Here is a 26637-nt window from a genome sequence, read left to right as displayed (position 1 = left end):
GGTGCGTGGACGGTTCAGGAGCCGGAGTTCATCGCCGTGGTGATGGCGTCGGACGCGGTGGCGGCCTTCTTCTGGATGTCGCCTCCGGTGAGAACGGCCGTCATGTAGTCCTTGATCGGGTTCTTGGCCTCTACGGCGGCCCAGCCGGGGGTGTTGGGTGTGGCGTGGCCCTGGGCGGCGCCGACCGCCATGGCCGCGGCGCCCGGGTCGGAGGCGACCGCGCCGGCCAGGGTGGTTTTGTTCGGGACATAGCTCATGGCAACGGCGAGCTTCTTCTGCCAGGTGTCGCCGGTGAGTTCCTTGACGAAGGTGTAGGCCGCGTCCTGCTTGGTGGAAGCCGTGGGGATGACGAGGTCGGAGCCGCCGGTGAAGACCGCGCCGGGTGTGGCGGCGGTCTTTCCCGGGATCGGGAAGAAGCCGAGCTTGCCCTTCAGCGCGGGGTTGCTCTCGATGACCGCGTTGGCACCGCCGGGTGTCCAGATGATCTGGGCGACCTTGCCCTTGGCCATGACGTCCGCCTGCGGGGGGTTGGCCTCGTCTGAGTCCTTGGGGCCCTTGCCGAGGGCCTGGAGCTTCTCGTAGAACTCCATGCCGCGGATCGCCTCGGGGGTGTCCAGCGTGCCCTTCCACTTGCCGCCGGACTCGGTGGCGAGGTCGCCGCCCTCGTCCCAGACGAAGCCCGCGAGGGCGTACCAGCTCTGGCCAGGCAGATAGATGCCCTGTGTGCCACCGGTGTTGAGCTTCTTGGTGGCGGCGATCCACTGGTCGCGGGTCTTGATGGCGGTCGCGTCGACGCCCGCCTTCTTGAAGAGGTCGGTCCGGTAGATCACGACGCGGTTGGCGGCGTAGTACGGAATGCCGTACTGCTTGCCCTCGTAGACGCCCGGCTCGGCGAGGCCCTTGAGCCAGTTCTTTCCCCCGAGTTCGCCGACCTTGTCGCTGAGGTCGAGCAGGCCCCCGCTCTGCGCGAACTGGGCGACCTGGGTGTTGCCGGTCTCGATGACGTCCGGCGCGTCGTTGCTGGCGAGGGCCGCCGTGACCCTCTCACCGATCCCGTCCCACTCCTGGATCTGCACCTTGACCTTGATGTCCGGGTGAGCGGTCTCGAAGCCCTTGACGAAGTCCTTCTGGAACCGGTCCGAGACACTGTCGCGCATCAGCCAGACGTCGATGGTGGTGCTTTTGCCGGAGCTGTCGTCGGAGGCATCGGAGGAGCTACTGCAGGCACTCAGCCCGGCCGTCATCACGAGCACGGACACACCGGCAAACAAGCGGAGCTTCACGGTTCACCTCTGGAGGACATGACCTGACCACCTGACCAGTGAAGTCCACTGGACAGCTCACCTCTTGATGTGGGGACGAAGGTGGCATAGACCAATCGAGGCCGTCAACCCCCTCTACTTCAAAGGGTTTTGGGACGTGGGCCAGTCGAGACCTGGACGATCACCGCTCGGTGGCAGTTACATTTGCTTGGTCAAGGGGGCGGTGGCGGGTGACCACTGGTCAACTGGTTAACTGGATATTCAGCGCATGAGGGAGGGCACCATGAAGGCCGACGAACCAGGTGCGGTACTCAAACGGGAGCGAGTTCGCGACTTCATCCTCGACCTCGTCGAGTCACGCCGCCCGGGGGACGCGATCCCCTCCGAGCGTTCGCTGTGCGCCCGCCTGGGCGTGTCCCGCCCGACCCTGCGCGCGGCGGTCGACGAGCTCGTCGCCGCGGGTCTTCTGGTACGGGAACACGGTCGCGGCATGTTCGTGGCACCCGAGAAGATCACCCAGGAACTCGTCTCGGGTCAGCAGGCCATGACGGTGCCTCAGGCCTCCGGGGCCTGGTCGAGTCGCCTGCTGGAGTTCACCACCATCCCGGCGGGCGCGCGCGTGGGCCGCAAGCTGCGCATCTCGCCCGCCGTCGAGATCGTGTACGTGGCACGGCTGCGTCTGGTCGACGGTGCCCCGATGGCCATCGAGCATCTGCACATCAGGGCCGATCTGGTCCCCACCCTGTCCGCCCGGGAACTGGAAACCGGCGACCTGTACGAGCACCTGCGCGAACAGCACGGCGTGCATGTCCAGGAGGCCGTACAGGCGATCGAGCCGACCGTCGTCACCCGGGCGGAGGCCGAGCTGCTCGACGTGCCCGAGCTGTCCCCGGCGCTGCTCTTCGAGCGGCTCACCTCGGACACCACGGGGCAGCCCGTCGAATACGTCCACTCGATCTACCGCGGCGACCGCTACCGCATCGTCTCCCGGCTCACCCTCGGCCCCTCGGCCGCGGTGCCGCCGACGGCCCGGCTCGGACACCACCCCGGCATCCCCCCGGGCGACTTCGCCCACCGCGACACCATCGCGTCCTCCACGCGGGGGGACATCCAGTCGGCCCCCTGATTTCGTCGATCAATCAACAAAACATCATGGATGTTGTCATGTCGACCCATGCGCAGGGCGGGGGAGGAACAGCCGAGTGCTGTTCCTCCCCCGCCATGACGGGAGGGACTTCAGATGGCCTGGGCGGTGGGCATGATGGTGATCTCGGTGAGGTTGACGTGGCGGGGGACGGCGGCCATGAAGGCGATGGTTTCGGCGATGTCGGCGCTCTGGAGGCAGTCGATGTCGTGGATGAGGTCGGCCATCAGCTTGGAGGCGTCGGGGTCGGTGACGTGGTCGGGCAGTTCGGTGTCGACCATGCCGGGTTCGATGGTGGCGACGCGGACCATCTTGGGGCCGAGTTCGACGCGGAGGAGCCTGGTGAGGTGGCTGATGTAGGCCTTGGTGCCGGAGTAGATGGAGAACTTCGCGAGGATGCGGGTGGCCGCGATGGAGGAGGTGTTGATCAGGTCGGCGGGCTTGCCGTGGGCGGCGGAGTCGGTCAGGTGGGGGAGGAAGGCGGCGATGACGTTCATCAGGCCGCTGATGTTGAGGTCGATCTGGCGCTGCCAGTCGTCGACCTTGAGTTCCTCGATGCCGGAGATGAGCTGGACGCCGGCGTTGTTGAACACGAGGTCGGCCTTGCCGAAGCGTTCGGCTACCTGGTCGGCGGCGGTCTGGACGGCGGTGCGGTCGGTGACGTCGATGGCCAGGGCGAGGGCGGTTCCGCCGGAGGCCTCGATGCTCTTGACGACGTTCTCCAGTTTGTCCTTGCGCCGGGCGAGTACGACCACGGTGGCGCCGAGTTCGGCGAGTCGTTCGGCGGTGACGGCACCTATGCCGCTGGAGGCGCCGGAGACGACAGCGACACGGCCGGCCAAGGGGGTTCCGGTGAGGAGAGCAGCGGACATCACGAGACCTCAATCTCTTTGATCAGTTTGATCAGAAGGTTCGGAAGGCGGGGAGAGCCGGATCGGTGCGGTCCCCGGCCGGACTCCCTGGGAGTGCTGCAAGCGCCCGACTGCGATGACGCCCGGCGGTGGTCAGGCCGCGTCTTCGTGGGCGGTGGCGGCGGACTTCTCGCGCCAGGGGGCGAGGTCGTCCTGCACCTGCTGGTACTTGACGTCGAGACGCTCGAGGGTGTCGCGTCCGAGGTAGAGATGCGTGGGCAGCTTCTCGGTGGAAGCGACCTCGACGATGAGGCCGGCGCCCTTGACGGGGTCGCCGAGCTGGGCGTGGTTGGCCCGGTCGATCCAGTCCAGCGTCACGTGGGCGGGGGTGTCGTCGTAGTCGGCGATACGGTTCGCGGCGACCGACAGAGAACTGGCGTCGAGGAAGTCGGTGCGGAAGACTCCCGGCTCGACCACCATCGACTGGATCCCGAACGGCGCCATCTCGGCGGACAGCGCTTCGCTGATGCCGGCGACCGCGAACTTCGACGCGCAGTACAGGCTGACACCGGGCTCACCCTCGAAACCCGACCGTGAACCGATGTGCACGAGCCTGCCGGAACCCTGCTTGCGCATGACGGGCAGGATGGCGCGGGTGACGTTGATCAGGCCGAAGACATTCAGGTCGAACAGCGACCGGGCCTCCGCGTCGGTGATCTCCTCCAGCGCGCCCAGCAGGCCGCGGCCGGCGTTGTTCACCAGGACGTCGATGCCGCCGAACCGGTCCACGGCCGCCTCGACCGCCTGCGGGATGCTGTCGTTGTCCGTGACGTCCAGGGGGACGCCGAAGACCTTGTCGGAGTTCTTCAGATCGGCCGGCACGCGTTCCGGGTTTCGTACGGCGACCACGACATTGTTACCGCCTGCCAGAGCGGCGCGGGCAATTTCGGCACCGATTCCGCGGGAGGCGCCGGTGACAAACCACGTAGCCATGGGAAAAACCTCTTTCGTCGCTTCCCCCTGCCGGGGATTTCCTGTTGACGTATTCGAGTGTGCCCGTCGGCTGCGGTGCTATGAAGGCCGCGCTTTTCCTGGGAGTCCCACACCCAGGAAGGCGAGACGACCCCAGGAAACCAGCGACATGTCAACGACGACGCGACGGGCCCCACAGGCCCTGGACCGGCAGTCGCACCAGGACGCGGGCCTTACGGCGGCGCGCCACGCCCTCCCGGCGCCCTTGCCGGAGTCCGTCGACGGCGTGCTGCGGGGGAGGGAACTCGGAGCCGGGGTCGGCTGGGAACGCAGTCGACCGTCCCACCGGATCGGCCGCATGGAGAATCGAGGACTCGTCGCGCGCAAGGCCTGTGTCGATGATGTGCCGACGGCTCCATGCTACGCCTCACGGAAAAGGGCAGGGAGGCGATCTAGGCTGCCGCATCACTGCCGCATCAGTACATGCGGAAAACGTGCGGAAGCCGATTTATGATTCACTGAAACACGGCGAGGTGCATCTCTTCGGTGATTTCTCGGACCGAATTGCGGATACCGCCTACAGGAATGCGCGGCGGTAGCAGCACGGCTCAGGCGCCGCGTGCGGGATTCTGCTGGTGAGGAACTTCAGGCGCGTTGAGGGAGCCCAGCAGGGACAGTCGGTCGGCGGAGGGGGAGTCCGGCTCGGCCTGCAGGACGACGAGCTGCTGTCCTGGAGCACTGCGGATGTCGAGGGCCTCATACCGCAGCTCCAGGTCGCCCACGACGGAGTGGTACACCTGCTTGACGTCGTAGGGCGGGACCCGGGTGTACTCGCGGGCCCACAGGGAGCGGAACTCGCCGCTGCGCACCGACAGTTCCCCGACGAGCTCCAGGACGCGGGGATCCTCGGGGGTGCTCGCGGCGGTCTGCTGGAGGTCGGCGACCGCACGATGCCTGGCCTGCTCCGCGTTCCTGTAGAAGGTCTTCGCAGCGGGGTCCAGGAAGAGCATGCGCAGCACGTTGTCGTGCCGGGCGAAGTCGCGGTAGAGGGCGTCGGCCAAGGCGTTGGTGGCCAGCAGGTCCTGGGCCTGGCCGACGACGAAGGCCGGCGTCCTGGTCCAGCCGTCGATCAGTTGCCGCAGGTGCGGGCGGACCCGCTCGACCCGGAAGGGCGACTTCGTGCGGCGGGTTGTCGGCCGGGCGAGCCGGAAGAGTTCCCGCTTGTCCTCGTCCCCGAGTCGCAGCACCCGGGCCAGGGCCTCCAACACCCGGAGGGAGGGACTGAGTTCACGGCCCTGCTCGAGTCGGCTGTAGTAGCTCGGGCTGACACCTGCGAGCGTCGCGACCTCGTCGCGCCGCAAGCCGGGCACTCTTCGCCGGCCGGAGCTGGGCAGTCCCGCGTCCGCGGGGCTGAGGCATGCCCTGCGCGAGCGGAGGAACTGACCCAGCCCTTCAACCGGGTCAGGGCGGGTGTCGTTGTACATGCTGTCGAGGCTAGGCGGAAAACGCCCGGCAAAGTTCCGCCGACGGTGGGTGCATTACACCCAGGATTGCGGCTGTGCGGCTGTGCGGCTGTGCGGGTGGCGCGGAGGCCTGACGGCCGGCGAGAAGACTCCGGGGGCCCGGAAAGTCCCAGCGATCAAGAGGGTGAATTACTCTGAGTGAAAGGAGTGCCACTTGGTGCCATATTATGAAACCCGCGCTTCTCATAGGCCGGAAAGCATCTAGTCTTGCCGCATGAGCAATGGGACACCTTTGGGTGATTTCCTCAGAGCCCGTCGAGAGACCTTGAAGCCGCACGACGTCGGTCTGCCCGAACATGGGCGGCGTCGGGTGCCGGGACTGCGCAGAGAGGAAGTCGCGCTGCTCGCCGGAGTCAGTTCCGACTACTACGTCAGACTGGAACAAGGGCGCGAGAACAGTCCCTCCCCGCAGGTGCTCGAGGCCGTGGCGCAAGCGCTGAAACTGGATCCGGAGGCCATCGACCATCTCAACCGCCTCTGCCTCACCGCCTCGCAGCGCCCGCGCGACTGGGGCGTGGCGGACGTGAGTCAACAGTTGTTGCAGCTGATGGACGGATGGGAGCACACTCCGGCCTTCGTCATCGGCCCGGCCCTCGACATCATGGCGGGCAACTCCCTCGCCACGGCTCTCCACAGCGGGTTCGACCAGTTCGACAACCTCGCCCGCATGGTGTTCGTCGACCCGGCAGGACGCGAGTTCTACCAGGAATGGGAGCGAGCCGCGCACTCCTGTGTCGCCGAAATCAGGGCCGCCTACGGCCACGATCCCGAATCGGCGCGCATCGCCGAGGTCGTGGCGGAACTGTCTGCCCAGAGCGAGGATTTCGCCGAGATTTGGCAGATGCACGAGGTCAAGAGCAAATCCCAGGAAGGCAAGCATCTCAAGCACCCCCTGGTCGGGGATTTGCACATCAAGTTCGCGGCTTTCACGGTCAATGGGGCACCGCATCAGCAGCTGGTGGTCTATCAGGCCGAACCGGCCAGCCCGACGGCGGCCGCCTTCGAGACGCTGAGGGCCATGGCCACCGAGCCGAAGCAGGCCCACGCGGCTGCGCCCGTGGCCGACCTCGCCGGTAAGGAGCGGTAGCGGCGAACGTGGGCGTGTGATCCCTGGGTGTGGCGGCTGGTCCTGCCACACCCAGGGACCGGCGCGGCTTTCATGGCGGGCCTATCTGCCCTCCTGCAGGCGAGCGCGAACCGACCCGCGGTACACAAGACGGCATCGGTTGTTGGCGAGTCAACAAATACCTGGGGTTCTCGCGTCACGGCGGCCGGCGCGGAGCGGAGGTCACGCCCGCGGGGCGCCAAAGATCGCGCCGCCGCGCCCGGCACGGGCATACTCAGGCCCTGCGGGCGCATCGGCACCCGCGAGCAGCGGGAGGTGCGCGATGGTGTCGTCGTCGGGGACGGAACCCCGGAAGATCACGATCAATGACGTCGCCAGGTCCGCCGGGGTGTCTCGGCAGACCGTGTCGCGGGCGCTCAACGACAAGGACGAGATCGACGGCTCCACCAAGCAGCGTGTGCTCGACGCGGCCCGCGAGCTCGGCTATCGGCCGAGCCGGTTCGCCCGCGGTCTGGTCCGGCAGGACACCACCACCATCGGGCTGGTGATCCCGGACCTGCTCAACCCGTTCTTCACCGAGGTCGCCGCGTCCGCGCTGGAGGCGGCCAGGGCCCTCGGCTGGCATGTCGTCGTATACGACACCGCGGACAGGCCCGAGGAGGAACTCGGCACGCTGCAGGTGATCGCCTCGCAAGTCGACGCGGTCGTCGGCTACTTCAGCTGCTCCGAGGACGAACTCGAGCTGTTCACCCGTGGCCTCCCGGTGGTGCTCATCGGCCGCGAGCACCACAGCGCGCGGTTCAGCTCGATCCGGATCGACGGCGAGGAAGGCGTCCACGCCGCGGTCGCGCACCTGGTCGCCGCGGGCCACGAACGCATCGGCATGCTCGACCACGACCGCCGTGCCGAGCCGAGCATCCGGCGCGAGTGGTTCACGACGGCCGCGGCGGCGTGCGGGATCGACGCCGGCATGGTGGTCGGCGCGGGCCAGTCGGCCGACGGCGGGGGAGCGGCGCTCAAGACCTTGCTCGCCGCCCATCCCGATGTCACCGCGGTCTTCACCTTCAACGACATCATCGCGATCGGCGTCCTGCGCGAGGCGCGCCGGCTCGGCAGGAGCGTCCCGCGGGATCTCGCCGTGATCGGCTTCGACGGCCTGCAGTTCGGCACGCTCGTCGAGCCCCCGCTCACCAGCGTCGCCCTCGACACGCGAAAGCTCGGCGCGCTCGCCATCGACCAGGTCGCACGGCTGCTGACCGGGGCGAACCCGCTCGGGCCCGATGACCTCGTCGTCCGCGCCAAGCTGCGATCGGGCGGGTCCGCGTAACCTGCCGGACTCGTGCGAGACCCGAAAGTCTTGACACTCGACCGCACCGGAGCGCACACTTCCGAACAATTCGCAATGCCCCCATGAGCACTCCCGTGAGCGCTCCCGTGAACGTTCACGGGAGCGCTCACGGGAACGCTCACGGGAACAGGTTCGCAAGGTGGGCCAACCCCTGCCGCGGCGCTCGGTGCTTGCACCGACACCGCTGCGTCCTGTCCATTCCGACCAGAAGGCGTCCCGCCTGAGGTGTCAACGTCGACCCGTCCAGCGACGTCGCTGGACGTTCTCTGGCAAGGAAGATATGAGCCACACAGTCACGCGCATCCGCCTCGCCGTCATCGCCGCGGCAGCCGGCGTCGCCGTACTCGCCGGGTGCTCCTCGCCCGCTCCGTCGGGGAAGGCATCCGCAGCCTCCTGCGCACCGGCGAAGGGCAAAGTCACCCTCCAGTACTGGAACACCGTTCCGGGTATGGATCAGGTCGTCGCCCTGTGGAACAAGAAGAACCCGAACATCCAGGTGACGACGAAGAACATCTCCAACGACCAGTACGGCACCCTCGGCAACGCCCTCAAGGCGGGCAAGGCGCCGGCCCTCGCTCAGGTCGGTTACGACGAGCTCCCCAACCTGCGCACCCAGAACGCCTTCGTGGACGCCTCGGCCTGCTCCGCGGCCACCGCGGCCAAGTCGAAGTTCGCGCCGTGGACCTGGTCGCAGACCAGCTTCGCCGGCACCGGCGTGTTCGCCTTCCCGCAGGACACCGGCCCGATGGCCCTCTATGTGCGCAGCGACACCTTCAAGCAGCACGGCCTCAAGATCCCGACGACCTGGGACGAGTACGCGGCGGACGCGCAGAAGTTGCACGACGCGGACGCCAACCTCAGCATGACGTTCTTCGACCCGAACAACGCCGAGTGGTTCAACGGACTCCTCTGGCAGAACAACGCCGAGATGTACGGCTACTCCGGCGACAAGTGGCACGTCACCGTCGCATCCGACCAGAGCAAGCAGGTCGCCGAGTACTGGCAGAAGCTGATCACCGCCAAGCTCGTCCGCACCGACCTCGCCAACGGTTCGACCCAGATGTACGCCGCGTACCAGAAGAACCAGATCGCCAGCTACGTCGGCGCCGCCTGGGGTTACAGCATGTTCCGCGACAACCTGCCCAAGCAGGCAGGCAAGTGGACGATCGTCCCGATGCCGACATGGGGCTCGAACGCCGCCTCCGGCGACTGGGGCGGATCCACCGTCGCGTTCATGAAGGGCAACACGCACCTGTACGAGTCGGTCAAGTTCAACTCCTGGCTGAACACCGACCCGGAAGCCCTCGCGCTGGAGAACAAGCTGGGCGGCCTCTACCCGGCAGCCACCGCCGGTTCGGAGCTTCCCGCACTCTCGCAGGGCGTCCCCTACTACAACAACGAGAAGATCTTCGACGTCTTCGCCGACTCGTCCAAGAACATCGACACCAGTTTCTCCTGGGGGCCCACCCAGAAGACGGTGAACCTGGCGCTGCAGGACGCGATGGCCAAGGCGGCAGCCGGCAGCGGCACGCTCACCGACGCGCTCTCCGCCGCCCAGGCGGCCGCACTGAAGTCGATGAAGGAACAGGCGATCCCGGCTGTAGCGGGCAAGTGACCGCAGCATGACCGACATCGCAACCCGAGCAACCCGCGCGACCCGCGTGGCGCCGGCGACGGGAGGCCGCCGTCGACGCCACGGCGGCGGCCCCCGGGCGGGCACCATCGTCGCGTTCCTGATCCCGTTCTTCCTGCCGTTCGTGCTGTTCTACCTGGTGCCGGTCGGCTACGCGATCTGGCAGAGCTTCCTCGTCGTGCGCCGCACCGGCGGCCAGTACGGCACGTCGTACACGACCTTCGGGGGTTTCGAACAGTACGTGCAGGTGTTCCAGAACAACGAGTTCTGGAACAGCATCGGGCGCATCGCACTGTTCGGCATCGTGCAGGTGCCGGTCATGCTCTTCGTCGCGCTGATCATGGCGCTGCTGCTCGACACGTCCCTGCTGAAGGCCAAGTCGTTCTTCCGCGTCGCGGCGTTCATGCCGTATGCGGTGCCCGGCGTCATCGCCGCGATCATGTGGTCGTACCTCTACTCGCCGCAGCTCAGCCCTCTCGTCGACCTGCTGAAAAGCATCGGCCTCCAGCCCGACTTCCTCGGCCCGGGCGCCGTGCTGTGGTCGGCGGCGAACGTCTCCACCTGGCTCTGGACCGGCTACAACATGCTGATCATGTTCTCGGCACTGCAGTCGATCCCGCAGGAACTCTACGAAGCCGCCAAGCTCGACGGTGCGAGCAACTGGACCATCGCGTGGCAGATCAAGGTCCCGATCATCGCCCCGTCGATCATCCTCACGACGGTGTTCTCGATCATCGGCACGCTGCAGCTCTACGCCGAGCCGGCCGTGCTGCGCCAGATCTCCTCGAACATCTCGAGCACGTACACACCGAACATGCTCGCGTACGCGGTGGCCTCCGGAAACAACTACCAGCAGGCAGCGGCGATCTCCGTGGTCATCGCCGTCATCACCTTCGTCTTGAGCTTCGGGTTCATGCGACTGACCACGAAGAGGGCCGGACTGTGAGCAACCAGCCCCTGATCCGCGAAAGCCGCGTCAGCCGCACGGCCGCCATGGCTCTGATGCTCCTCCTGGCGATCTACTTCCTGCTGCCGATCTACTTCCTGATCGTCGCGGCGACGAAACCGCAGGGCGACCTCGCCTCCACCAACGGTCTGGCGGTCTCGCACTTCAACCTGTTCGACAACCTCGGCACCCTGTTCAGCCGCAGCGACGGCATCTTCGGGCGGTGGGCTCTGAACAGCGTGATCTACGCCGTGCTGGGCGCGGCCGTCGGAACCCTGATCTCCGCGCTGTGCGGCTACGCGCTCGCCAAGTTCCCTTTCCGGGGCCGCGAGTTCCTGTTCTCCGTCATCCTCGGCGGCGTCCTCGTTCCCACCACCGCGCTCGCGCTCCCGCTGTTCCTTCTGTTCTCGGCGACCGGGATCGTCAACACCTACCTCGCGGTGTTCCTCCCCAGCATCGTCAGCCCGTTCGGCGTCTACCTCGCCCGCATCTTCGCCTCCGCCGCCGTCCCCCAGGAGATCCTCGAGTCGGCGCGCCTGGACGGCGCCGGCGAGTTCCGCACGTTCTTCTCGGTGGCGTTCAGGCTGATGACGCCGTCGCTGGTGACCATCTTCCTCTTCCAGTTCGTCGCCATCTGGAACAACTTCTTCCTGCCGATGGTGATGCTGCAGAAGGAGTCGCTCTTCCCGATCACGCTCGGCCTCTACGAGTGGAACGGTCAGACCGCCCGCGCCCCGCTCCTTCAGGAATCCGTCATCACCGGCTCGCTGGTCTCGATCGTGCCCGTGATCATCGTGTTCATCCTCCTCCAGCGGTTCTGGCGCACCGGGCTCGCCTCCGGCTCCCTCAAGTGACTCCGTTCCCCCGCCGACAGAAGGTCGCTCTCCCGATGCAGAACTCCGCCGTCTTCGTACCCCATTTCCATTGGGACCGGGAATGGTACGAGCCTTTCCAGGTGTTCCGGCACCGCCTTGTCGCCGCTCTCGACACCGTGCTGGAGACGGCCGAGGCGAACCCGGACTTCCGGTTCACCGTCGACGGGCAGATGGCCGCGATCGAGGACTACCTGGAGATGCGACCGGAGAACCGCGATCGAGTCGTGGCCCTGGTCGCAGGCGGCCAACTCGCCATCGGCCCCTGGCTCATCCTGCTCGACGAGTTCCTCTGCTCCGGCGAGACCATCGTGCGCAACCTGCAGATGGGATGGGCGGCCGCGGCGGACCTCGGCGGCTCGATGCCCATCGGCTACCTGCCGGACATGTTCGGCCACGTCGCGCAGATGCCACAGATCCTGGCGCGCGCCGGAATCGAGCATGCGGCGCTGTGGCGCGGTGTTCCCGGCTCTGTCGACGGTCACGCCTTCCGCTGGCGCGCTCCCGACGGCTCCGAAGTGCGCACCGAGTTCCTCTTCGACGGCTACGACAACGGCCTCGACGTCCTGCTGGTACCCGACCAGATCGGGCGCGCGCTCGGCGAGTACGCGGAGATGACGGCCGAGCGGTGGGGTGAGGACCCGGTGCTCGCGATGGCCGGCACCGACCACAACGCACCCGACCCGCACCTCGCGACCTGGCTGCGGCGCGCCTCCAGCGACGAGCGCGCCATCACCATCGCGACGCTCGACGAGTACATCCGCGAGCACGTGCGCGACGAGGTCTCCGCCGTCGTCACCGGCGAGCTGCGCAGCCACGTGCGCGGCAACATCCTCCCGGGCGTGCTCTCCGTGCGGCTCGCGCTCAAGCAGCGGATGGCCGTCGCCGAGCGCACCATCGACCACGCCGAGCGCATGAACGCGCTGTGGTCCCGGCGCGACGACTCGCCGTTCCTCTCACTCGCGTGGCACAAGATCATCGAGTCTTCCGCGCACGACTCGGTCGTCGGCTCCGGCACCGACGAGACCTGCGATCAGGTCGAAGCGCGTCTCGCCGAAGCCGCGCACACCGCGCGGGCGGTTCGGGACGCGGCCCTCGCCGAGCCCGCCGCCCTGGTGCCGAGCGACGGCTACCTGGTCGCCAACCCGCTGCCGTTCCCGCGCACGGCACTGGTCGAGGTGGATGTGGCGGCCCCGCCCGAGGGAACCGCTCTGGTCGCGACCGCCGCCGACGGCTCGGTGCATGCCGTGCAGCTGATCTCCACGGCCCCGACCGTGCTCAGCGACGAGCGCATGGACGCCTCGCAGCTCGAACGTGTGCTGCGCCGCATCCACCGGCGCGAGCTCTTCGGCCGTCTGATCGACCACTACGAACTCACCCCCGGATCGCTGGTCTTCCACCTCGCCGAGGTGCCGGCCGACGGACCGTTCGACCTGCTGATCCTGCGCCGAGAGGTCGCTGCCGCGGCCGCCGCGCATCCCGGTGAGTGGAGGGTGCTGACGCTGGAGGAAGCCCGCGCGACCGCGCTGGTGGCCGTGGACGTCCCAGGCTCCGGGCTTGCGAGTTTCCGGGTCGAACCGAGCGACCGCCCCGCCGCGCCGTCGACGGCGTTCGCACCGGCGACGGCGACGGCCCGCGCGCTGTCCAACGGACTCGTCGAGGTCGCGATCGCCGCCGACGGCACCCTGGACGTGACCGGAGCCGACGGCACCGAACTGCACGGAGTCGGCCGACTCGTCGACGGTGGTGACCGCGGCGACAGTTACAACTACGCGCCGCCGGCGCGGGACGTGCTCGTGTCGGAGCCGACGGAGGTCGCCGTCGAACTCCTCGAGAACGGCCCGCTGCGTTCGAGGACGCGTGTCACCCGCGTCTACGAATGGCCCACCGCGCTCTCCTCCGAGCGCGACCTGCGCAGCGGCCGGACCGTGCCGACCCCGGTGGAGACACTCGTGGAGGTACGCGCAGGCGAGCCGATCGTGCGTATCTCCACGTCTTTCCTGAACCAGTCCGCCGACCACCGACTGCGCTTTCACGTGCCGCTGCCCGAGCCGGCCGCCGTGTCCGCGTCCGCCGGGCAGTTCGCCGTCACCGAGCGTGGGCTCACCGCCGAGGGCGGCTGGGGCGAATACCCGATCCCGACCTTCCCCGCGAGTTCGTTCGTGTCGGCCGGCGCCGCCAACGTCCTGCTCGACCACGCCACCGAGTACGAACTCGTCGGCGACGGCTCCGAACTCGCCCTCACTCTGCTGCGCGCGATCGGCTCGATCAGCGTCAACATCCATCCACTCCGCGACGAGCCCGCGGCGAGCGAGATCCCCACACCGGGCGCGCAGGATCTCGGTGTACGCATCGAGAACCGCTTCGCCGTCGTGCCCGCGGCGACCGGCTGGCAGGGTGCGCACGCGGTCGCTCTCGCCGAAGACTTCCGCAACGACGTACTGGTCACCCGCGGGACCGCGTCCGCCGCGGGTCAACTGCCCCCCGACACGACCGGCGTACAGGTCGAGGGTGCGGACATCCTCGTCTCGAGCATCCGCCGCGTCTCCGACGCCGATCGCGGTGCCGGCACCGAAGTGCGGTTGGCCGCGATGAGCGACACGGGATCGACCGCCCGCGTGACGGGCGCGTTCACAGAAGCCACCACGGTCGACCTGCTCGGCCGACCGCTCTCCACGGTGCCAGTCACGGACGGACTCGAACTCGCCCTCGGCCCGTGGGAGATCCGAACGTTCGTGGTCCGGTAGAGCGCCGATCGCTCGCGTCGGCGCATGCGGCCGGCTTTCGGATCCCCTTTGTCAGCAAGAAAGAGTTGTGACCTCGTGCCCTCCCCATCTTCCGCGTATGTCTCGGACCCCACACCGTGGCGTGGCGCGCTGCGCGCTGCGCGCTCGTGGCTGCACTCCGACGCCCCTTCTCTCTCGCTGAACGGGCTTTGGAGTTTCCGTCTGTCGCAAACGGCGTTCACGGCAGAGGATTTCGCGGCCGAAGGCTTCGACGACAGCGGCTGGGCCACCATCCCCGTGCCCTCCCACTGGGTGCTCCAGGACGACGGAGCCCACGGCCGGCCGATCTACACGAACGTGCAGTTCCCGTTCCCGATCGACCCACCCCATGTCCCGGACGAGAACCCCACCGGCGACTATCGCCGCCACTTCGACATGCCCGCCGACTGGTCGGAGGCCGACCGCGTCGTGCTGCGGTTCGACGGGGTCGAGTCGCTCTTCAGGCTGTGGGTGAACGGCGACGAGATCGGCAGCGCCAGTGGCAGCCGGCTCGCCCACGAATTCGACGTGACCTCGTCCGTACGCCCGGGCGACAACGTCATCGCTGTGCGAGTGCACCAGTGGTCGGCGGCCAGCTATCTCGAAGACCAGGACCAGTGGTGGCTGCCAGGCATCTTCCGCGATGTCACCGTGATCGCACGGCCGGCCGGAGGCATCGAGGACGTCTGGCTGCGCACCGGGTTCGACCATGGCCATGGACGGATCGAGCCGGAGGTCACCGCCGACGCGGCGGCATTCCCGGTCACCCTTCGCCTGCCTGAACTCGGCATCGAGCGGGTCTGGGCGACAGCGGCCGACGTGGCCCCGCTCGACGTCGACGGCGTGGAGCCCTGGTCGGCCGAGCAGCCGCGCCTGTACGACGCCACCGTGTCGACGGCCGCCGAGAGCATCGCCGTACGGGTGGGTTTCCGCACGGTCGAGATCCGCGGCGACCAGTTCCTGGTCAACGGCAGTCGTGTCGTGTTCCACGGGATGAATCGCCACGAGACCCACCCCGAGCGCGGCCGCGTCTTCGACGAGGAGCACGCCCGCGAGGACCTGGCCCGCATGAAGCGGTTCAACGTGAACGCGATCCGCACCAGCCACTACCCACCCCATCCGCGGCTGCTCGACCTTGCCGACGAACTCGGATTCTGGGTCATCCTCGAATGCGACCTCGAGACACACGGCTTCGACAAGATCGACTGGGTCGGCAATCCGAGCGACGACCCGACGTGGCGTGCGGCGTACCTCGACCGCATCCAGCGCACCGTCGAACGAGACAAGAACCATCCCAGTGTCGTGATCTGGTCGCTCGGCAACGAAGCGGGAACCGGCGGCAACCTCGCCGCGATGTCGGCGTGGGTCCACGCCCGCGACGCCGGACGACCTGTGCACTACGAAGGCGACCACGCCGGCGAATACACCGACATCTACTCGCGCATGTACTCGTCGGTGCTCGAGACCGAGCAGATCGGAACCGACGGCTCACGCTCGCCGCTGCTGAACTGCACTCCCGCGCAGGGCGCCCGGCAGCGCACCAAGCCGTTCCTGCTCTGCGAGTACGCCCACGCGATGGGCAACGGGCCGGGAGCGCTCGACCAGTACGAGGCGCTCGTGCACGAACATCCGCGGCTGCACGGCGGCTTCGTCTGGGAATGGCGCGATCACGGCATCCTGACGACGACCCCGGACGGTACGCCCTACTACGCGTACGGTGGTGACTTCGGGGAGGTCGTGCACGACGGAAATTTCGTGATGGACGGAATGCTGTTGAGCGACGACGTCCCGACTCCCAGCCTCCACGAGTACAAGGCGGTCGCGCAGCCGGTCCGTTTCACCTTCGACGGTGACGAACTCGCGATCACCAACCTGCGGCACTCGGCCGACACCTCCGACCTGCGCTTTTGCTGGCGCGTCGAGCACGACGGGACGCTCGCGGATTCCGGAGACCTGGAGGTCCCCGTCGTCGCGGCGGGCGCGTCGGAGCGAGTGCCGCTGCCACGGGTCCCGGTGTCGCGGGACTCGGAGACATGGCTCACCGTGGATGCCGTATTGGCTGCCGGGACCCCTTGGGCGCGCGAGGGGCATGTGATCGCGACCGCCCAGCTGGACCGTTCGACACGTCGTCCCGCGCCTGCTGTCCGACTCCGAACCGACTGGCGGCAGAGCGACGGAACGCTGACGCTCGGCATCGCCGAGTTCGTCGACGGGTCCCTCGCGCGCCTCGCCGGCCGCGCCGTGGCGGGCCCGCGGTTGGAACTGTTTCGTGCCCCGACCGACAACGACGAAGCCGCGTCCGAGGAAGTCGCGGAGAGCGACGCAGGCATCGCCGGGGTGTCCAACGCCGAACTGTGGCGTCGCGACGGTCTCGACCGGCTGACCGCGCGGCGAGTGTCCGTGGAGCGCACCGCGGAGGCCCTGCGCACGATCGACAAGGTCTCCGCGGCGAACTCCGCCGTGTCGGTGATGGTGGAGTCGATCTGGTCGATCGAGGGCGACCAGATCGAACTGCGTGTGGAGATCGAGCCCTCGCGCGGTTGGCTCACGGTGTGGCCGCGGATCGGGATTCGTTTCGATCTGCCCGATGGCGCGGCTCCCGTCGATGGCGCCGAGTGGTTCGGCCTCGGCCCGCTCGAGTCCTACCCCGACAGTCTCCGCGCGGCCCGCACCGGCCGTTTCTCCTCCACCGTCCGCGACCTCTCCGTCGACTACGCGCGCCCCCAGGAGACGGGGCACCGCTCCCAGCTGCGACAACTGGCGCTGACGAGTGCCGGCACCGAGGTGCTGCGCCTCGTGGCATTCCCGGACATCCGCGGACGGCGCCCCGGCTTCACGCTCAGCCGCCACACCCCACAGCAGATCGCGCGAGCCGGCCACCCCTTCGAGCTTCCGGATTCGACGACGAGTCACCTGATCGTCGACGCGGCCCAGCACGGGCTCGGCTCACGGTCCTGTGGGCCGGATGTGTGGCCCGAGTTCGCGCTTCGCCCTGAATCCCGCACGATCAGGCTTCGTATAGCGGCGGGCTAGGGCCGCGTCTTTGCCGTTGAGCGGCCGGACAGGTCTGAGGACCTGTCCGGACAGGCCCTAGTCCGAGACCACGGCGGTGTTCAGGCCCTTGTCGTAGTGGTTGCGCGCGATTCGGATGCCTGAACTGCCGTGGAGGACGAACAGCGGGGAGGTGTACGGCGGGTGGTCCGGCCCGTCGACGCCTATCTCGACTACATCGAGGCGCAGGAGCTGGGGCCGGAAGGGTCGCCCAACATCGAGTCGACGACGTACCTGCCCGACATGTTCTTCAAGAACAACCGCGCCGACACCGCCTGGCAGTGGATGAAGAAGATCTACGGAGAGCGCGAGCTCCAGCACGTCAACTCCAGCCAGGGCCCCGACGGTGACTACCCCGAGGTGTCGTTCACCCTGGTCAGCCAGACCGTCGAGGGCCTGATGGGTATCGCGCCGGACGCGGCGGACCACCGGGTGACCACGCAGTCGCGGCTGCCGTCCGGCATGAAGTGGCTCCAGGCCGCGGACGTACCCGTCGGCACGGGCACGATCACCGTGCGGCACGACGGCGCGACGAGGACCACGCTGACGAACAACGCTCGCGGTGGTGCCTACCAGTGGGAGGCCCGCTTCCCCGGGGTCCACAAGAAGATCAAGGTCAACGGTGTCCCGCAGCGCGTGCGCACCAAGACGGTCGGCGGCGTGACGTACACGTACGCGACGCCGACGGTGCGGGCGGGGGCGACGGCGGTGGTGCAGGTGGCGGACTGACGCGAGCGCCGCTTCCTCGTCAACCCCGGACCGTTCGCGGGCGTTGTGCGGGTTGTCGGAGCCCTTCGCGACGACTGGCTGATGATCCGTCCGTCACCGTTCGCCTCACGTACCGCCGACTTTCACATCGGCGTCACAGGACCCTTCCCTGAGGTTTGGTGCTCTTGGAACACTCCAAACGCGCACGTTCCATCAGCACCCGGCCATCTCTGGCCCGTCAGGACAAGAGGTCACTCACCCATGCCTCAAGTGAACCGACGCCGCTTCCTCCAACTCGCCGGCGGTACCGCGGCGTTCACCGCGCTGTCCGACAGCATCGCCAAGGCCGCCTCGATCCCCGCGGGGCATCGAAGCGGCACGATCGACGACGTCGAGCACATAGTCGTGCTGATGCAGGAGAACCGGTCCTTCGACCACTATTTCGGCTCACTCAGAGGCGTCCGCGGCTTCGGTGACCCCCGCCCCTCCACGCTGCCCAGCGGCAAGTCGGTCTGGCACCAGTCGGACGGCACCAAGGACGTGCTGCCCTTCCGGCCCACCGCCGACGACCTGGGCCTGCAGTTCATCCAGGACCTCCCGCACGGCTGGAGCGACGGGCACACCGCGTTCAACGCGGGTAAGTACGACAAGTGGGTGCCCGCCAAGTCGTCGACGACGATGGCGTACCTGACGCGTGAGGACATCCCGTTCCACTACGCGCTCGCCGACGCGTTCACCATCTGCGACGCGTACCACTGCTCGTTCATCGGCTCCACCGACCCGAACCGCTACTACATGTGGACGGGATACACGGGCAACGACGGCAAGGGCGGCGGCCCTGTCCTCGGCAACGACGAGGTGGGCTACGACTGGACGACGTACCCGGAGCGGCTGGAGGCGGCCGGGGTCTCCTGGAAGATCTACCAGGACGTCGGTGACGGCCTCGACGCGAACGGCTCCTGGGGCTGGATCCCGGACGGCTACCGCGGAAACTACGGGGACAACTCGCTGCTGTACTTCAACCAGTACCGCAATGCCAAGCCCGGCGACCCGCTCTACGACAAGGCCCGCACCGGCACCGACGCCCGCAAGGGCGAGGGCTTCTTCGACCAGCTGAAGGCCGACGTCAAGGGCAAGAAGCTGCCCAAGATCTCCTGGATCGTCGCACCCGAGGCGTTCACCGAGCACCCCAACTGGCCCGCGAACTACGGTGCTTGGTACATCGCTCAGGTCCTGGACGCGCTGACCTCCGACCCCGAGGTGTGGGCGAAGACGGCCCTGTTCATCACCTATGACGAGAACGACGGCTTCTTCGACCACCTCGTGCCGCCGTTCCCCCCGCAGTCCGCCGCGCAGGGCAAGTCCACCGTCGACGTCGGCCCGGACCTCTACAAGGGCGACGCGAGCCACGCCGCCGGCCCGTACGGGCTCGGCCAGCGGGTGCCGATGCTCGTCGTCTCGCCCTGGAGCAAGGGCGGTTTCGTCTGCTCCGAGACCCTCGATCACACCTCGATCGTCCGGTTCATGGAGCGCCGCTTCGGCGTGCACGAGCCCAACATCTCGCCCTGGCGGCGCGCGATCAGCGGCGACCTCACCGCCGCCTTCGACTTCTCGTGCAAGGACACCAAGCCGGTCGCGCTGCCGGACACCGACGGCTACCAGCCGCCGGACCACGACCGGCACCCCGACTATGTGCCGACCCCGCCGGCGAACCCCGTCCTGCCCCGGCAGGAGCGCGGCTCGCGCCCGGCCCGCCCGCTCAAGTACGCGCCCCTCGTGGACGGTTCGGCGGACGCGGCGGCCGGGAAGTTCACGCTCACCTTCGGGTCGGGTGCCCAGGCCGGTGCCGCCTTCTTCGTCACCTCCGGCAACCGCACCGACGGCCCCTGGACGTACACGACCGAGGCCGGCAAGACCGTCTCGGACACCTGGAACTCGGCGTACTCCAGCGGCTCGTACGACCTGACGGTGCACGGCCCCAATGGCTTCCTGCGCGTCTTCAAGGGCCCCGGCAAGACCGCCGGACCCGAGGTCACCGCGCGCCACGTCGGCGGGAACGTGGAGCTGACCTTCACCAACAAGGGCTCCGCCACCGTCGAGCTCAAACTCACCAACGGCTACGGAGGGCGGCCGAGTTCGTTCAAGGTGCGGGCCGGCGCGACCGTGCGGCACACGGTGGACCTGCGCGCGAGCCGGCGCTGGTACGACCTGACCGTCGTGTCCACCGCGGACGCGGGGTTCTTGCGGCGGTTCGCCGGACATGTCGAGAACGGCCGGCCGGGTGTGAGCGACCCGGCAATCGTCACCGTCTGATGGATATCTCGGCTCTGGTCAATTTCCAGCCAACTCACGGTAGTGTGCCCCGGTGACCACGCATTCGAACACTCCTGCAGGTTGGTACCCGGATCCGCACGGGGCGCCCCAGACGTTGCGTTACTGGGACGGCTCGCAGTGGACCGAGCACACCAACGGGGACCAGGCGGCCCCGGCAGGGCAGACGGTTCCGCAGCAGGGCCAGCAGCCGTACGGACAGCCGACGGCCGGTCCCGACCCTCGCGTGCAGAAGCAGGTGCAGCAGCAGGCGGGTGTCGCGGGTGGCGGCGCCGGTGGCGGAACCCTGTTCACCGAGCCGGTTTTGGTGGTGAACCAGAAGGCCAAGCTGATCGAGCTGACCAACGAGTACAAGGTCATGGACCAGCAGGGCAACCTGCTCGGCGCGGTCGTCGAGGTCGGTCAGAGTGGCCTGAAGAAGGTGCTCCGCTTCGTCTCCAGCCTCGACCAGTACATGACGCACAAGCTGGAGATCCGTGACGCCCACGGGCAGCCGGTACTGCGGCTCACTCGGCCCGCGAAGCTCATCAAGTCGCGGGTGATCGTGGAGCGTCCGGACGGACAGCTCGTCGGCGAGATCGTGCAGCAGAACATGATCGGGAAGATCAACTTCGCGATCAATGTCAACGGCCAGCAGGTCGGCGCGATCAAGGCGGAGAACTGGCGCGCCTGGAACTTCGCCATCGTCGACCACACGGACAACGAGGTCGCCCGGATCACCAAGACCTGGGAAGGTCTCGCCAAGACGATGTTCACCACGGCGGACAACTACGTCCTCCAGATCCACCACCAGCTCCCCGAGCCCCTTCTGAGTCTCGTCCTCGCGACGGCGCTCACCGTCGACACGGCGCTCAAGCAGGACGCCCGCGGGCTGGGCTGAACCGGCGCACAAAAAGGCTGAACCGCCGCAAGACAAGCAAGACAAGAAGGGCGGCCGCGGAGAGTTCCGCGGCCGCCCTTCTTGTCTTACGTCCTCCAGGAGACCTAGAGGGACGTGAGCTGACCCGAGCCGGACTGTTTCGGCAGCATCGACGGCTCGTACGCCGCCGATCCGGGCTCCAGCGCCAGCACCGCCGCGACGGGGTGCTCGTCCGTCGCGTCGACGTCGACCAGGGGTTCGGGCAGCGTCGGCTGAGGCGCCGAACGCGACAGCGTCACCACACCCCACGACGCCACGCCCGCACCCACGGCCGCCAGCAGCAGGCCCGCCGCGCCGCCCTGCAACTGCTCCCCGAGCAGGAAGAGGCCGATCGCCGCGGCGGCGACCGGATTGGCGAGCGTCACGACGGCGAGCGGGGCGCCCAGACCGCCCCGGTAGGCGGTCTGTGACAGGAGCAGTCCGCCCGTCGCGAAGGCGGCGACGAGCAGGGCCACCACGATCACCTGGGCGCTGAGCAGCGAGCCGGAGCGGTCCGTCACCGCCACCGTCACCGTCTGCGTGAGCGCGGAGGCGACACCCGAGGCGAACCCGGAGGCGGTCGCGTGCCGCAGTCCGGGCCGGGCGCCGGGCCGCGACAGCATGCCTATCAGGGCGGCCGTCGTGGCGGCCACGCCCAGCGCCTGCGGCACGCTCAGCACGGTGTCGGGCGCGGGCCCGGACGCCGTGACCAGTACCGCGGACAGTCCGATCAGGGTGAGCGCGGTACCGCGCCACTCGACCGCGCTGACCCGCCGTCCGGCGACCCGTGCGCCGAGCGGCACCGCGGCCACCAGCGTGAGCGCGCCGAGCGGCTGCACGAGCGTGAGCGTGCCGTACTTCAGCGCGGCGACGTGCAGCAGCGCGGCGGAGCAGTTCAGCACGACGGTCCACCACCAGGCCCCGCTGCTCAGCAGCCGCAGCGTGCCCGAGTCGGTGGTCCGGGAGGCCAGTCGCTCCTGGGCCACGGCCGCGGCGGCGTATGCCACGGCCGAGAAGAGCGAGAGGACCACCGCGGCGAGTGTGGCGTTCATCGTCCTGCCCCCACGAGCTCCGGTAGAGATTCCTTTTCACCAGCCCCGCCGGCCCCGCTGGAATTCCCGGTTTCTCCGCCGGCTTCCCCGGAAGCTTCATCGGCGGCGACGCGCCAGGGCGCCCAGGCCCCGTGCGGCAGGCGGATCACGGCCAGTGCGATGCCCAGCAGCGCGGTCGCCACGATCGCGTCGAGCCAGTAGTGGTTCGCCGTACCGACGATCACCAGCAGGGTGAGCAGCGGATGCAGCAGCCACAGCCAGCGCCCGCGGGAGCGGGTCGCGGCGATCAGGCCGATCGCCACCATCAGCGCCCAGCCGAAGTGCAGCGAGGGCATCGCCGCGAACTGGTTCGCCATCTTGTCGGTCGCCGGGTGTGCCCCGTACACGGTGGGCCCGTACACCTGTCCGGTGTCCACCAGGCCCGCGGCGGCCAGCAGCCGGGGCGGGGCGAGCGGGAAGGTGAGGTGCAGCGCGAGGGCGGCGGTGGTGACCGCGGCCAGGATCCGGCGGGCCCACACGTAGTGGACCGGGCGCCGCAGGTACATCCAGACCAGGAAGGCCACGGTGGCCGGGAAGTGCACGGTCGCGTAGTAGGTGTTCGCGAGGTGCACCAGGGTGTCGCTGTGCAGCAGTGTGTTCTGCACGGACCCTTCGCTCGGCAGGTGGAGCGTCCGCTCCCAGTCCCACACGTGGTTCGCGTTGCGGAAGGCCTCGGGGGTGTGGCCGTCGGCCAGTTGTCGGCCGACCTTGTATATGACGAAGAGCCCTACGACGAGCAGGAGCTCACGTATGAGAGGCGGCCGTGTCGCGGTGTTCGGCGGCGACGGCCGCCGTATGGCCGCGGCCGGATCTGGTTCTGCTTCGGCAGGCTCGGTTCGGGATTCCATCCCCCGGCCCCTTTACTGACGGTGTTGCTTGGGGTGGTGCGCGGTGAGCCCAGGACAGAATCCACTCGGTCGCTCGAGACTCACTCGAGAGCGGAGTGGGTCCTGTCCAAGGCTCATCGATACGGAAGTGTACCGATACGGAAGTGTACCGATACGACGGTGTGCCGATACGCCACTGTACCGATACGGCGGCGTACCGGTACAGTGGCGTATCGATTAGACTGTGTGAAGCGGAACACCGGGCGAGCCACCCACACGAGCGAGGAGATGAACCATGACGTCGCAGGCCGCGGACGAACCGGAGACGGTCGTCGCCTCGCGCCGCTCCAAGATCACGCCCCAGCGTGAGCAGGAGTTCTACGACGCCGTGCTCGAGCAGATCCGCCAGTGCGGTTATGACTCGCTCACCATGGAGGGTGTGGCCGCGAGCACCCGCTGCAGCAAGTCCACGCTGTATCGCCAGTGGAAGACGAAGCCGCAGTTCGTGGCGGCCGCGCTGCGCGCCAACAGCTGCCCGCGCTTCTCGGGCATCGACACCGGCACACTCGCGGGGGACCTGCGCGCGATGGCGCAGGCGGCGGGGGACTGGTCGGGTCGCGACAGTCAGCTGCACCAGGCGCTCGGACACGCCGTGTTCCAGGACAAGGAACTGCAGGAGGCGCTGCGCGACGCGCTCATCGAGCCCGAGATCGGCGCGGTCAAGGAGATCCTGGCCCGCGGGGTCGCCCGGGGCGAGGTCGCCGCCGACCACCCGGCGCTGGAGTTCATCCCGGCGCAGCTGTTCGGTGTGGTGCGGGTACGTCCCGTGATGGAAGGACGGAACGCCGATGCGGCGTATCTCACACAATTCATCGAGGCCATCGTGATTCCGGCCCTCGGCCTGACCTGAGACTCAGGTCGCCGTCCGCGGGATGACCGGACGACGGCCTGCTGGCGCCGCACCGTGGGGACGGGGGCGGCGCACACCCCCGGCCGGGTGGGGTTCCTCTTGAGCGGAGGGGCGCCCCACCCGGCCGCATTCGTGTCCGGGGCTGCGCGGCCCAGGGCCTCGCGTCTTCGGGATGATCCGCCGGACAGGCCCTAGACGTTCTGCCCGTTGCCGCTCAGGCCGGACGCCACCTTGATGCCCTTGGTGATGTCGTCGATCACGGACTCCTTGGGCGCCTTGGAGCTGATGTCGATGCCGAAGCGGACGACGATCAGTGACTTGGAGCCGGCGGGGGACGGGAAGACCAGAGACTCGACGTAGCCGTCGTCACCCTTGCTGGTGACGACCTTCCAGCGGACGAGATAGCCCTTCTCGCCCGCCACGGTGACCGCCTTGGAAGCGAGCTCCGTGTGCGAGGTGATCGTGCCGTAGCCCTTGCCGTACGACTCGGTGGCGTTCTTGGAGATGTCCTCCTTGGCCGCCGCCTCCGCCGTGGTGGACTTCAGTTTCTGTTCCGCGGCGGTTGCCGAGTACGCCCCGCCCCGCTGGCAGTCCTGCGCGGTGTCGCCGGGGCACTTGTAGGTGTCCTTGGTCGACAGCACGGCACCCGTCGTGGTGCTTCCGCCGGTCCAGTTGTCGGGCACCGGCATGCTGATGCCACTGATCAGGTCGGTGGCGTAGCCGTCCTCGAGCTGCGGCTGCGCGGACTGGCCCGGTGCCGGGGTCTGGCCCCCGGAACCGCCCGAGCCGCCGGAACCGCCGCCCGGTCCGCCCTCGAGGCCGCCGTTGCCGCCGCCCTGGCCGCCGAATCCGCCCTGGCCGCCGTTCTGTCCGCCGGGGCCCTGGGACGTGGCGCTGTTCCCGCCGTTGCCGTCGCTCTTGGTCAGGGCGTACACCCCGCCTCCGACACCCGCGAGGACCGCGATCGCGGCGGCGACGGCTATGCCGGTGCGCAGTCCGCGCCGCGGGGCGCCCGGAGCGAGCGCCGGATACGGGCCGGCGGCCGGCGGGTGCGTCGGGGGACCCCATGCGGCGGCGGACCCGACGGGGCGGGTCTGGTCCGTCCATGTCTTGCCGTCCCACCAGCGTTCGGTGGCGGGACTGTCACTTGTCTGCCCGGGGTCGGGATACCAGCCGGGAGGAGTCACCTGCGTCATGGACCTACCGTATGAGCCGTGGGTGAAAGGCGGATGAGAGGGATCCGGAAGATTCGTTTCAGGAACGCTCCAAAAGCGCCACCGAGTGTCATGTCACCACCAGCCGCACCGGCGCCGCCCCCGCTCTCGGCGGCAGCCGCAGCCCGCCACGTCCCGGCGTGATCGAGCCGAGCACACTCGGATGCCGGGCCCCGGTGCTCACCGGATCGGTGCCCGCGAGACCGTGCAGGGTCAGGAAACCCAGCACGGCGAAGGCGTACGCCTCCTTGGCGGCCGCGGGCAGGCCCAGGGCGTCGGAGGTGCGCAGGGCCACTCCCGGCAACTCCGCGTCCAGCATCGCCATCAGCGCCGGATTGCGGGTGCCGCCGCCGGACGCGATCACCTCCGTGGCACCCACCGAGCGCACCGCGTCGGCGACCGTACGGGCGGTGAGCCGGGTGAGGGTCGCGATGACCTCCTCGGCGGTGAGCGTGCCGAAGCCGGTCAGAGCGTCGCGCAGATGACCGAGGTGGAAGAGCTCCTTGCCGGTGGTCTTGGGCGCGGGCAGCGCGTAGTACGGCTCCGTGAGCAGGCGTTCCAGCAACGGCTCGTGCACGGTCCCGCTGACGGCGAGGGCGCCGTCCGCGTCATAGCGCAGACGGCCGCCGGTCAGCCCCTGCACGGCCGCGTCGACGAGGGCGCACCCGGGCCCGGTGTCGAAGGCGGTGCCGTCCGGCGCGGTGAGGTTGGCGATGCCGCCGAGGTTCAGCGCCACCGGCGTCCCCGCCCTGCCGCGCAGCCACAGCAGGTCGACCAGGCTCACCAGGGGCGCGCCCTGACCGCCGGCGGCGATGTCCCGGGGACGGAAGTCGGCGACCACCGGCAGCCCGGTCGCCTCGGCGATCCACGCGGGCTGCCCGAGCTGGAGCGTGCCGTGCACCCGGCCGTCCTCGGCCCAGTGGTAGACGGTCTGCCCGTGCGAGGCGACCAACTCGGCTCTGCCGTCGCACAGTTCACGGTCGGCCCGGACCGCGGTCGCCGCGAACGCCCGCCCGATCAGGGTGTCCAGGCGGCACACCTCGGCCAGTGAGGTGGCCGCCGGGGGCAGCGCCGCCGCGAGGGCCTCGCGAAGCTCGCCGTCGTACGCCTCGCCGACCAGCCCGAGCGGCCGCAGGGCGAGGTCCTCGCCCTCGAGGGTCAGCTCGGCCGCCGCCGCGTCGATCGCGTCGTACGACGTCCCGGACATCAGGCCGATCACCCGCAC

20 protein-coding genes are annotated in these 26637 nt (G+C 68.7%); 12 read left to right on the top strand and 8 right to left on the bottom strand.

Features of this window, described 5'->3' with window-relative positions:
• Positions 1-14 precede the first annotated feature (14 nt).
• Complete coding sequence (locus tag OG568_RS10375) at positions 15-1283, bottom strand: extracellular solute-binding protein (RefSeq protein WP_329531224.1); 1269 nt, start codon at positions 1281-1283, stop codon at positions 15-17.
• Positions 1284-1545: 262 nt separating this feature from the next.
• Between OG568_RS10375 and OG568_RS10370 the strand changes: the two genes are divergently transcribed.
• Positions 1546-2388 (top strand): GntR family transcriptional regulator, encoded by an 843-nt coding sequence (locus OG568_RS10370; RefSeq protein ID WP_329536321.1) that lies wholly within the window; start codon positions 1546-1548, stop codon positions 2386-2388.
• 110 nt (positions 2389-2498) lie between these two features.
• Here OG568_RS10370 and OG568_RS10365 read toward each other — a convergent pair whose 3' ends face one another.
• The 3 genes from OG568_RS10365 to OG568_RS10355 all read right to left on the bottom strand — a co-directional run bounded on the left by OG568_RS10365 (position 2499) and on the right by OG568_RS10355 (position 5713).
• Positions 2499-3281, bottom strand: a complete 783-nt coding sequence (locus OG568_RS10365) for an SDR family oxidoreductase (RefSeq protein ID WP_329531223.1) — start codon at positions 3279-3281, stop codon at positions 2499-2501.
• Between the two features lie 129 nt (positions 3282-3410).
• The gene (locus tag OG568_RS10360; protein ID WP_329531222.1) at positions 3411-4250 is read right to left on the bottom strand and encodes an SDR family NAD(P)-dependent oxidoreductase; all 840 of its coding nucleotides are present in this window, start codon (positions 4248-4250) and stop codon (positions 3411-3413) included.
• Positions 4251-4837: 587 nt separating this feature from the next.
• The gene (locus OG568_RS10355; protein ID WP_329531221.1) at positions 4838-5713 is read right to left on the bottom strand and encodes a helix-turn-helix domain-containing protein; all 876 of its coding nucleotides are present in this window, start codon (positions 5711-5713) and stop codon (positions 4838-4840) included.
• 253 nt (positions 5714-5966) lie between these two features.
• Here OG568_RS10355 and OG568_RS10350 point away from each other — a divergent pair, with 253 nt between their 5' ends.
• From OG568_RS10350 to OG568_RS10305, 10 genes are all read left to right on the top strand, one after another.
• Positions 5967-6839, top strand: a complete 873-nt coding sequence (locus OG568_RS10350; protein WP_329531220.1) for a helix-turn-helix transcriptional regulator — start codon at positions 5967-5969, stop codon at positions 6837-6839.
• Positions 6840-7140: 301 nt separating this feature from the next.
• Complete coding sequence (locus tag OG568_RS10345; protein WP_329531219.1) at positions 7141-8145, top strand: LacI family DNA-binding transcriptional regulator; 1005 nt, start codon at positions 7141-7143, stop codon at positions 8143-8145.
• A gap of 301 nt (positions 8146-8446) precedes the next feature.
• Entirely contained in the window at positions 8447-9781 is a 1335-nt protein-coding gene (locus tag OG568_RS10340) for an ABC transporter substrate-binding protein (protein ID WP_329531218.1), read from the top strand.
• A gap of 7 nt (positions 9782-9788) precedes the next feature.
• Positions 9789-10745, top strand: a complete 957-nt coding sequence (locus tag OG568_RS10335) for a carbohydrate ABC transporter permease (RefSeq protein WP_266588251.1) — start codon at positions 9789-9791, stop codon at positions 10743-10745.
• 47 nt (positions 10746-10792) lie between these two features.
• A complete protein-coding gene (locus tag OG568_RS10330) occupies positions 10793-11599 on the top strand; it encodes a carbohydrate ABC transporter permease (protein ID WP_443077858.1) in 807 nt (268 codons plus the stop codon).
• Between the two features lie 35 nt (positions 11600-11634).
• Positions 11635-14364, top strand: coding sequence for a glycosyl hydrolase-related protein (locus OG568_RS10325; RefSeq protein ID WP_329531216.1), 2730 nt, complete (start codon positions 11635-11637; stop codon positions 14362-14364).
• Positions 14365-14388: 24 nt separating this feature from the next.
• A complete protein-coding gene (locus OG568_RS10320) occupies positions 14389-17415 on the top strand; it encodes a glycoside hydrolase family 2 TIM barrel-domain containing protein (protein WP_329531215.1) in 3027 nt (1008 codons plus the stop codon).
• Between the two features lie 162 nt (positions 17416-17577).
• The gene (locus tag OG568_RS10315; protein ID WP_329531214.1) at positions 17578-18162 is read left to right on the top strand and encodes a hypothetical protein; all 585 of its coding nucleotides are present in this window, start codon (positions 17578-17580) and stop codon (positions 18160-18162) included.
• Positions 18163-18402: 240 nt separating this feature from the next.
• Positions 18403-20454, top strand: coding sequence for a phosphocholine-specific phospholipase C (locus tag OG568_RS10310; RefSeq protein WP_329531213.1), 2052 nt, complete (start codon positions 18403-18405; stop codon positions 20452-20454).
• Positions 20455-20506: 52 nt separating this feature from the next.
• Entirely contained in the window at positions 20507-21352 is an 846-nt protein-coding gene (locus tag OG568_RS10305) for a phospholipid scramblase-related protein (RefSeq protein WP_329531212.1), read from the top strand.
• A 104-nt stretch (positions 21353-21456) separates the two neighbouring features.
• Here the strand turns inward: OG568_RS10305 and OG568_RS10300 are convergent, their stop codons facing one another.
• Together OG568_RS10300 and OG568_RS10295 are read right to left on the bottom strand one after the other, a co-directional pair.
• Positions 21457-22422, bottom strand: coding sequence for a DMT family transporter (locus OG568_RS10300; protein ID WP_329531211.1), 966 nt, complete (start codon positions 22420-22422; stop codon positions 21457-21459).
• Complete coding sequence (locus OG568_RS10295; RefSeq protein WP_329531210.1) at positions 22419-23309, bottom strand: phosphatase PAP2 family protein; 891 nt, start codon at positions 23307-23309, stop codon at positions 22419-22421. Before OG568_RS10295 ends, OG568_RS10300 begins: the two co-directional genes overlap by 4 nt.
• Positions 23310-23583: 274 nt before the next feature.
• Here OG568_RS10295 and OG568_RS10290 point away from each other — a divergent pair, with 274 nt between their 5' ends.
• Complete coding sequence (locus OG568_RS10290; RefSeq protein WP_266588265.1) at positions 23584-24198, top strand: TetR/AcrR family transcriptional regulator; 615 nt, start codon at positions 23584-23586, stop codon at positions 24196-24198.
• 191 nt (positions 24199-24389) lie between these two features.
• Here OG568_RS10290 and OG568_RS10285 read toward each other — a convergent pair whose 3' ends face one another.
• Both OG568_RS10285 and OG568_RS10280 read right to left on the bottom strand, forming a co-directional pair.
• On the bottom strand, positions 24390-25394 hold the full coding sequence (locus tag OG568_RS10285; RefSeq protein ID WP_329531209.1) for a DUF2510 domain-containing protein: 1005 nt from the start codon (positions 25392-25394) through the stop codon (positions 24390-24392).
• 88 nt (positions 25395-25482) lie between these two features.
• On the bottom strand, positions 25483-26637 hold the full coding sequence (locus OG568_RS10280) for an anhydro-N-acetylmuramic acid kinase (RefSeq protein ID WP_329531208.1): 1155 nt from the start codon (positions 26635-26637) through the stop codon (positions 25483-25485).

Source organism: Streptomyces sp. NBC_01450, assembly GCF_036227505.1.
Classification (GTDB): Bacteria; Actinomycetota; Actinomycetes; order Streptomycetales; family Streptomycetaceae; genus Streptomyces.
This window is presented reverse-complemented; position numbering and strand designations above follow the sequence as displayed.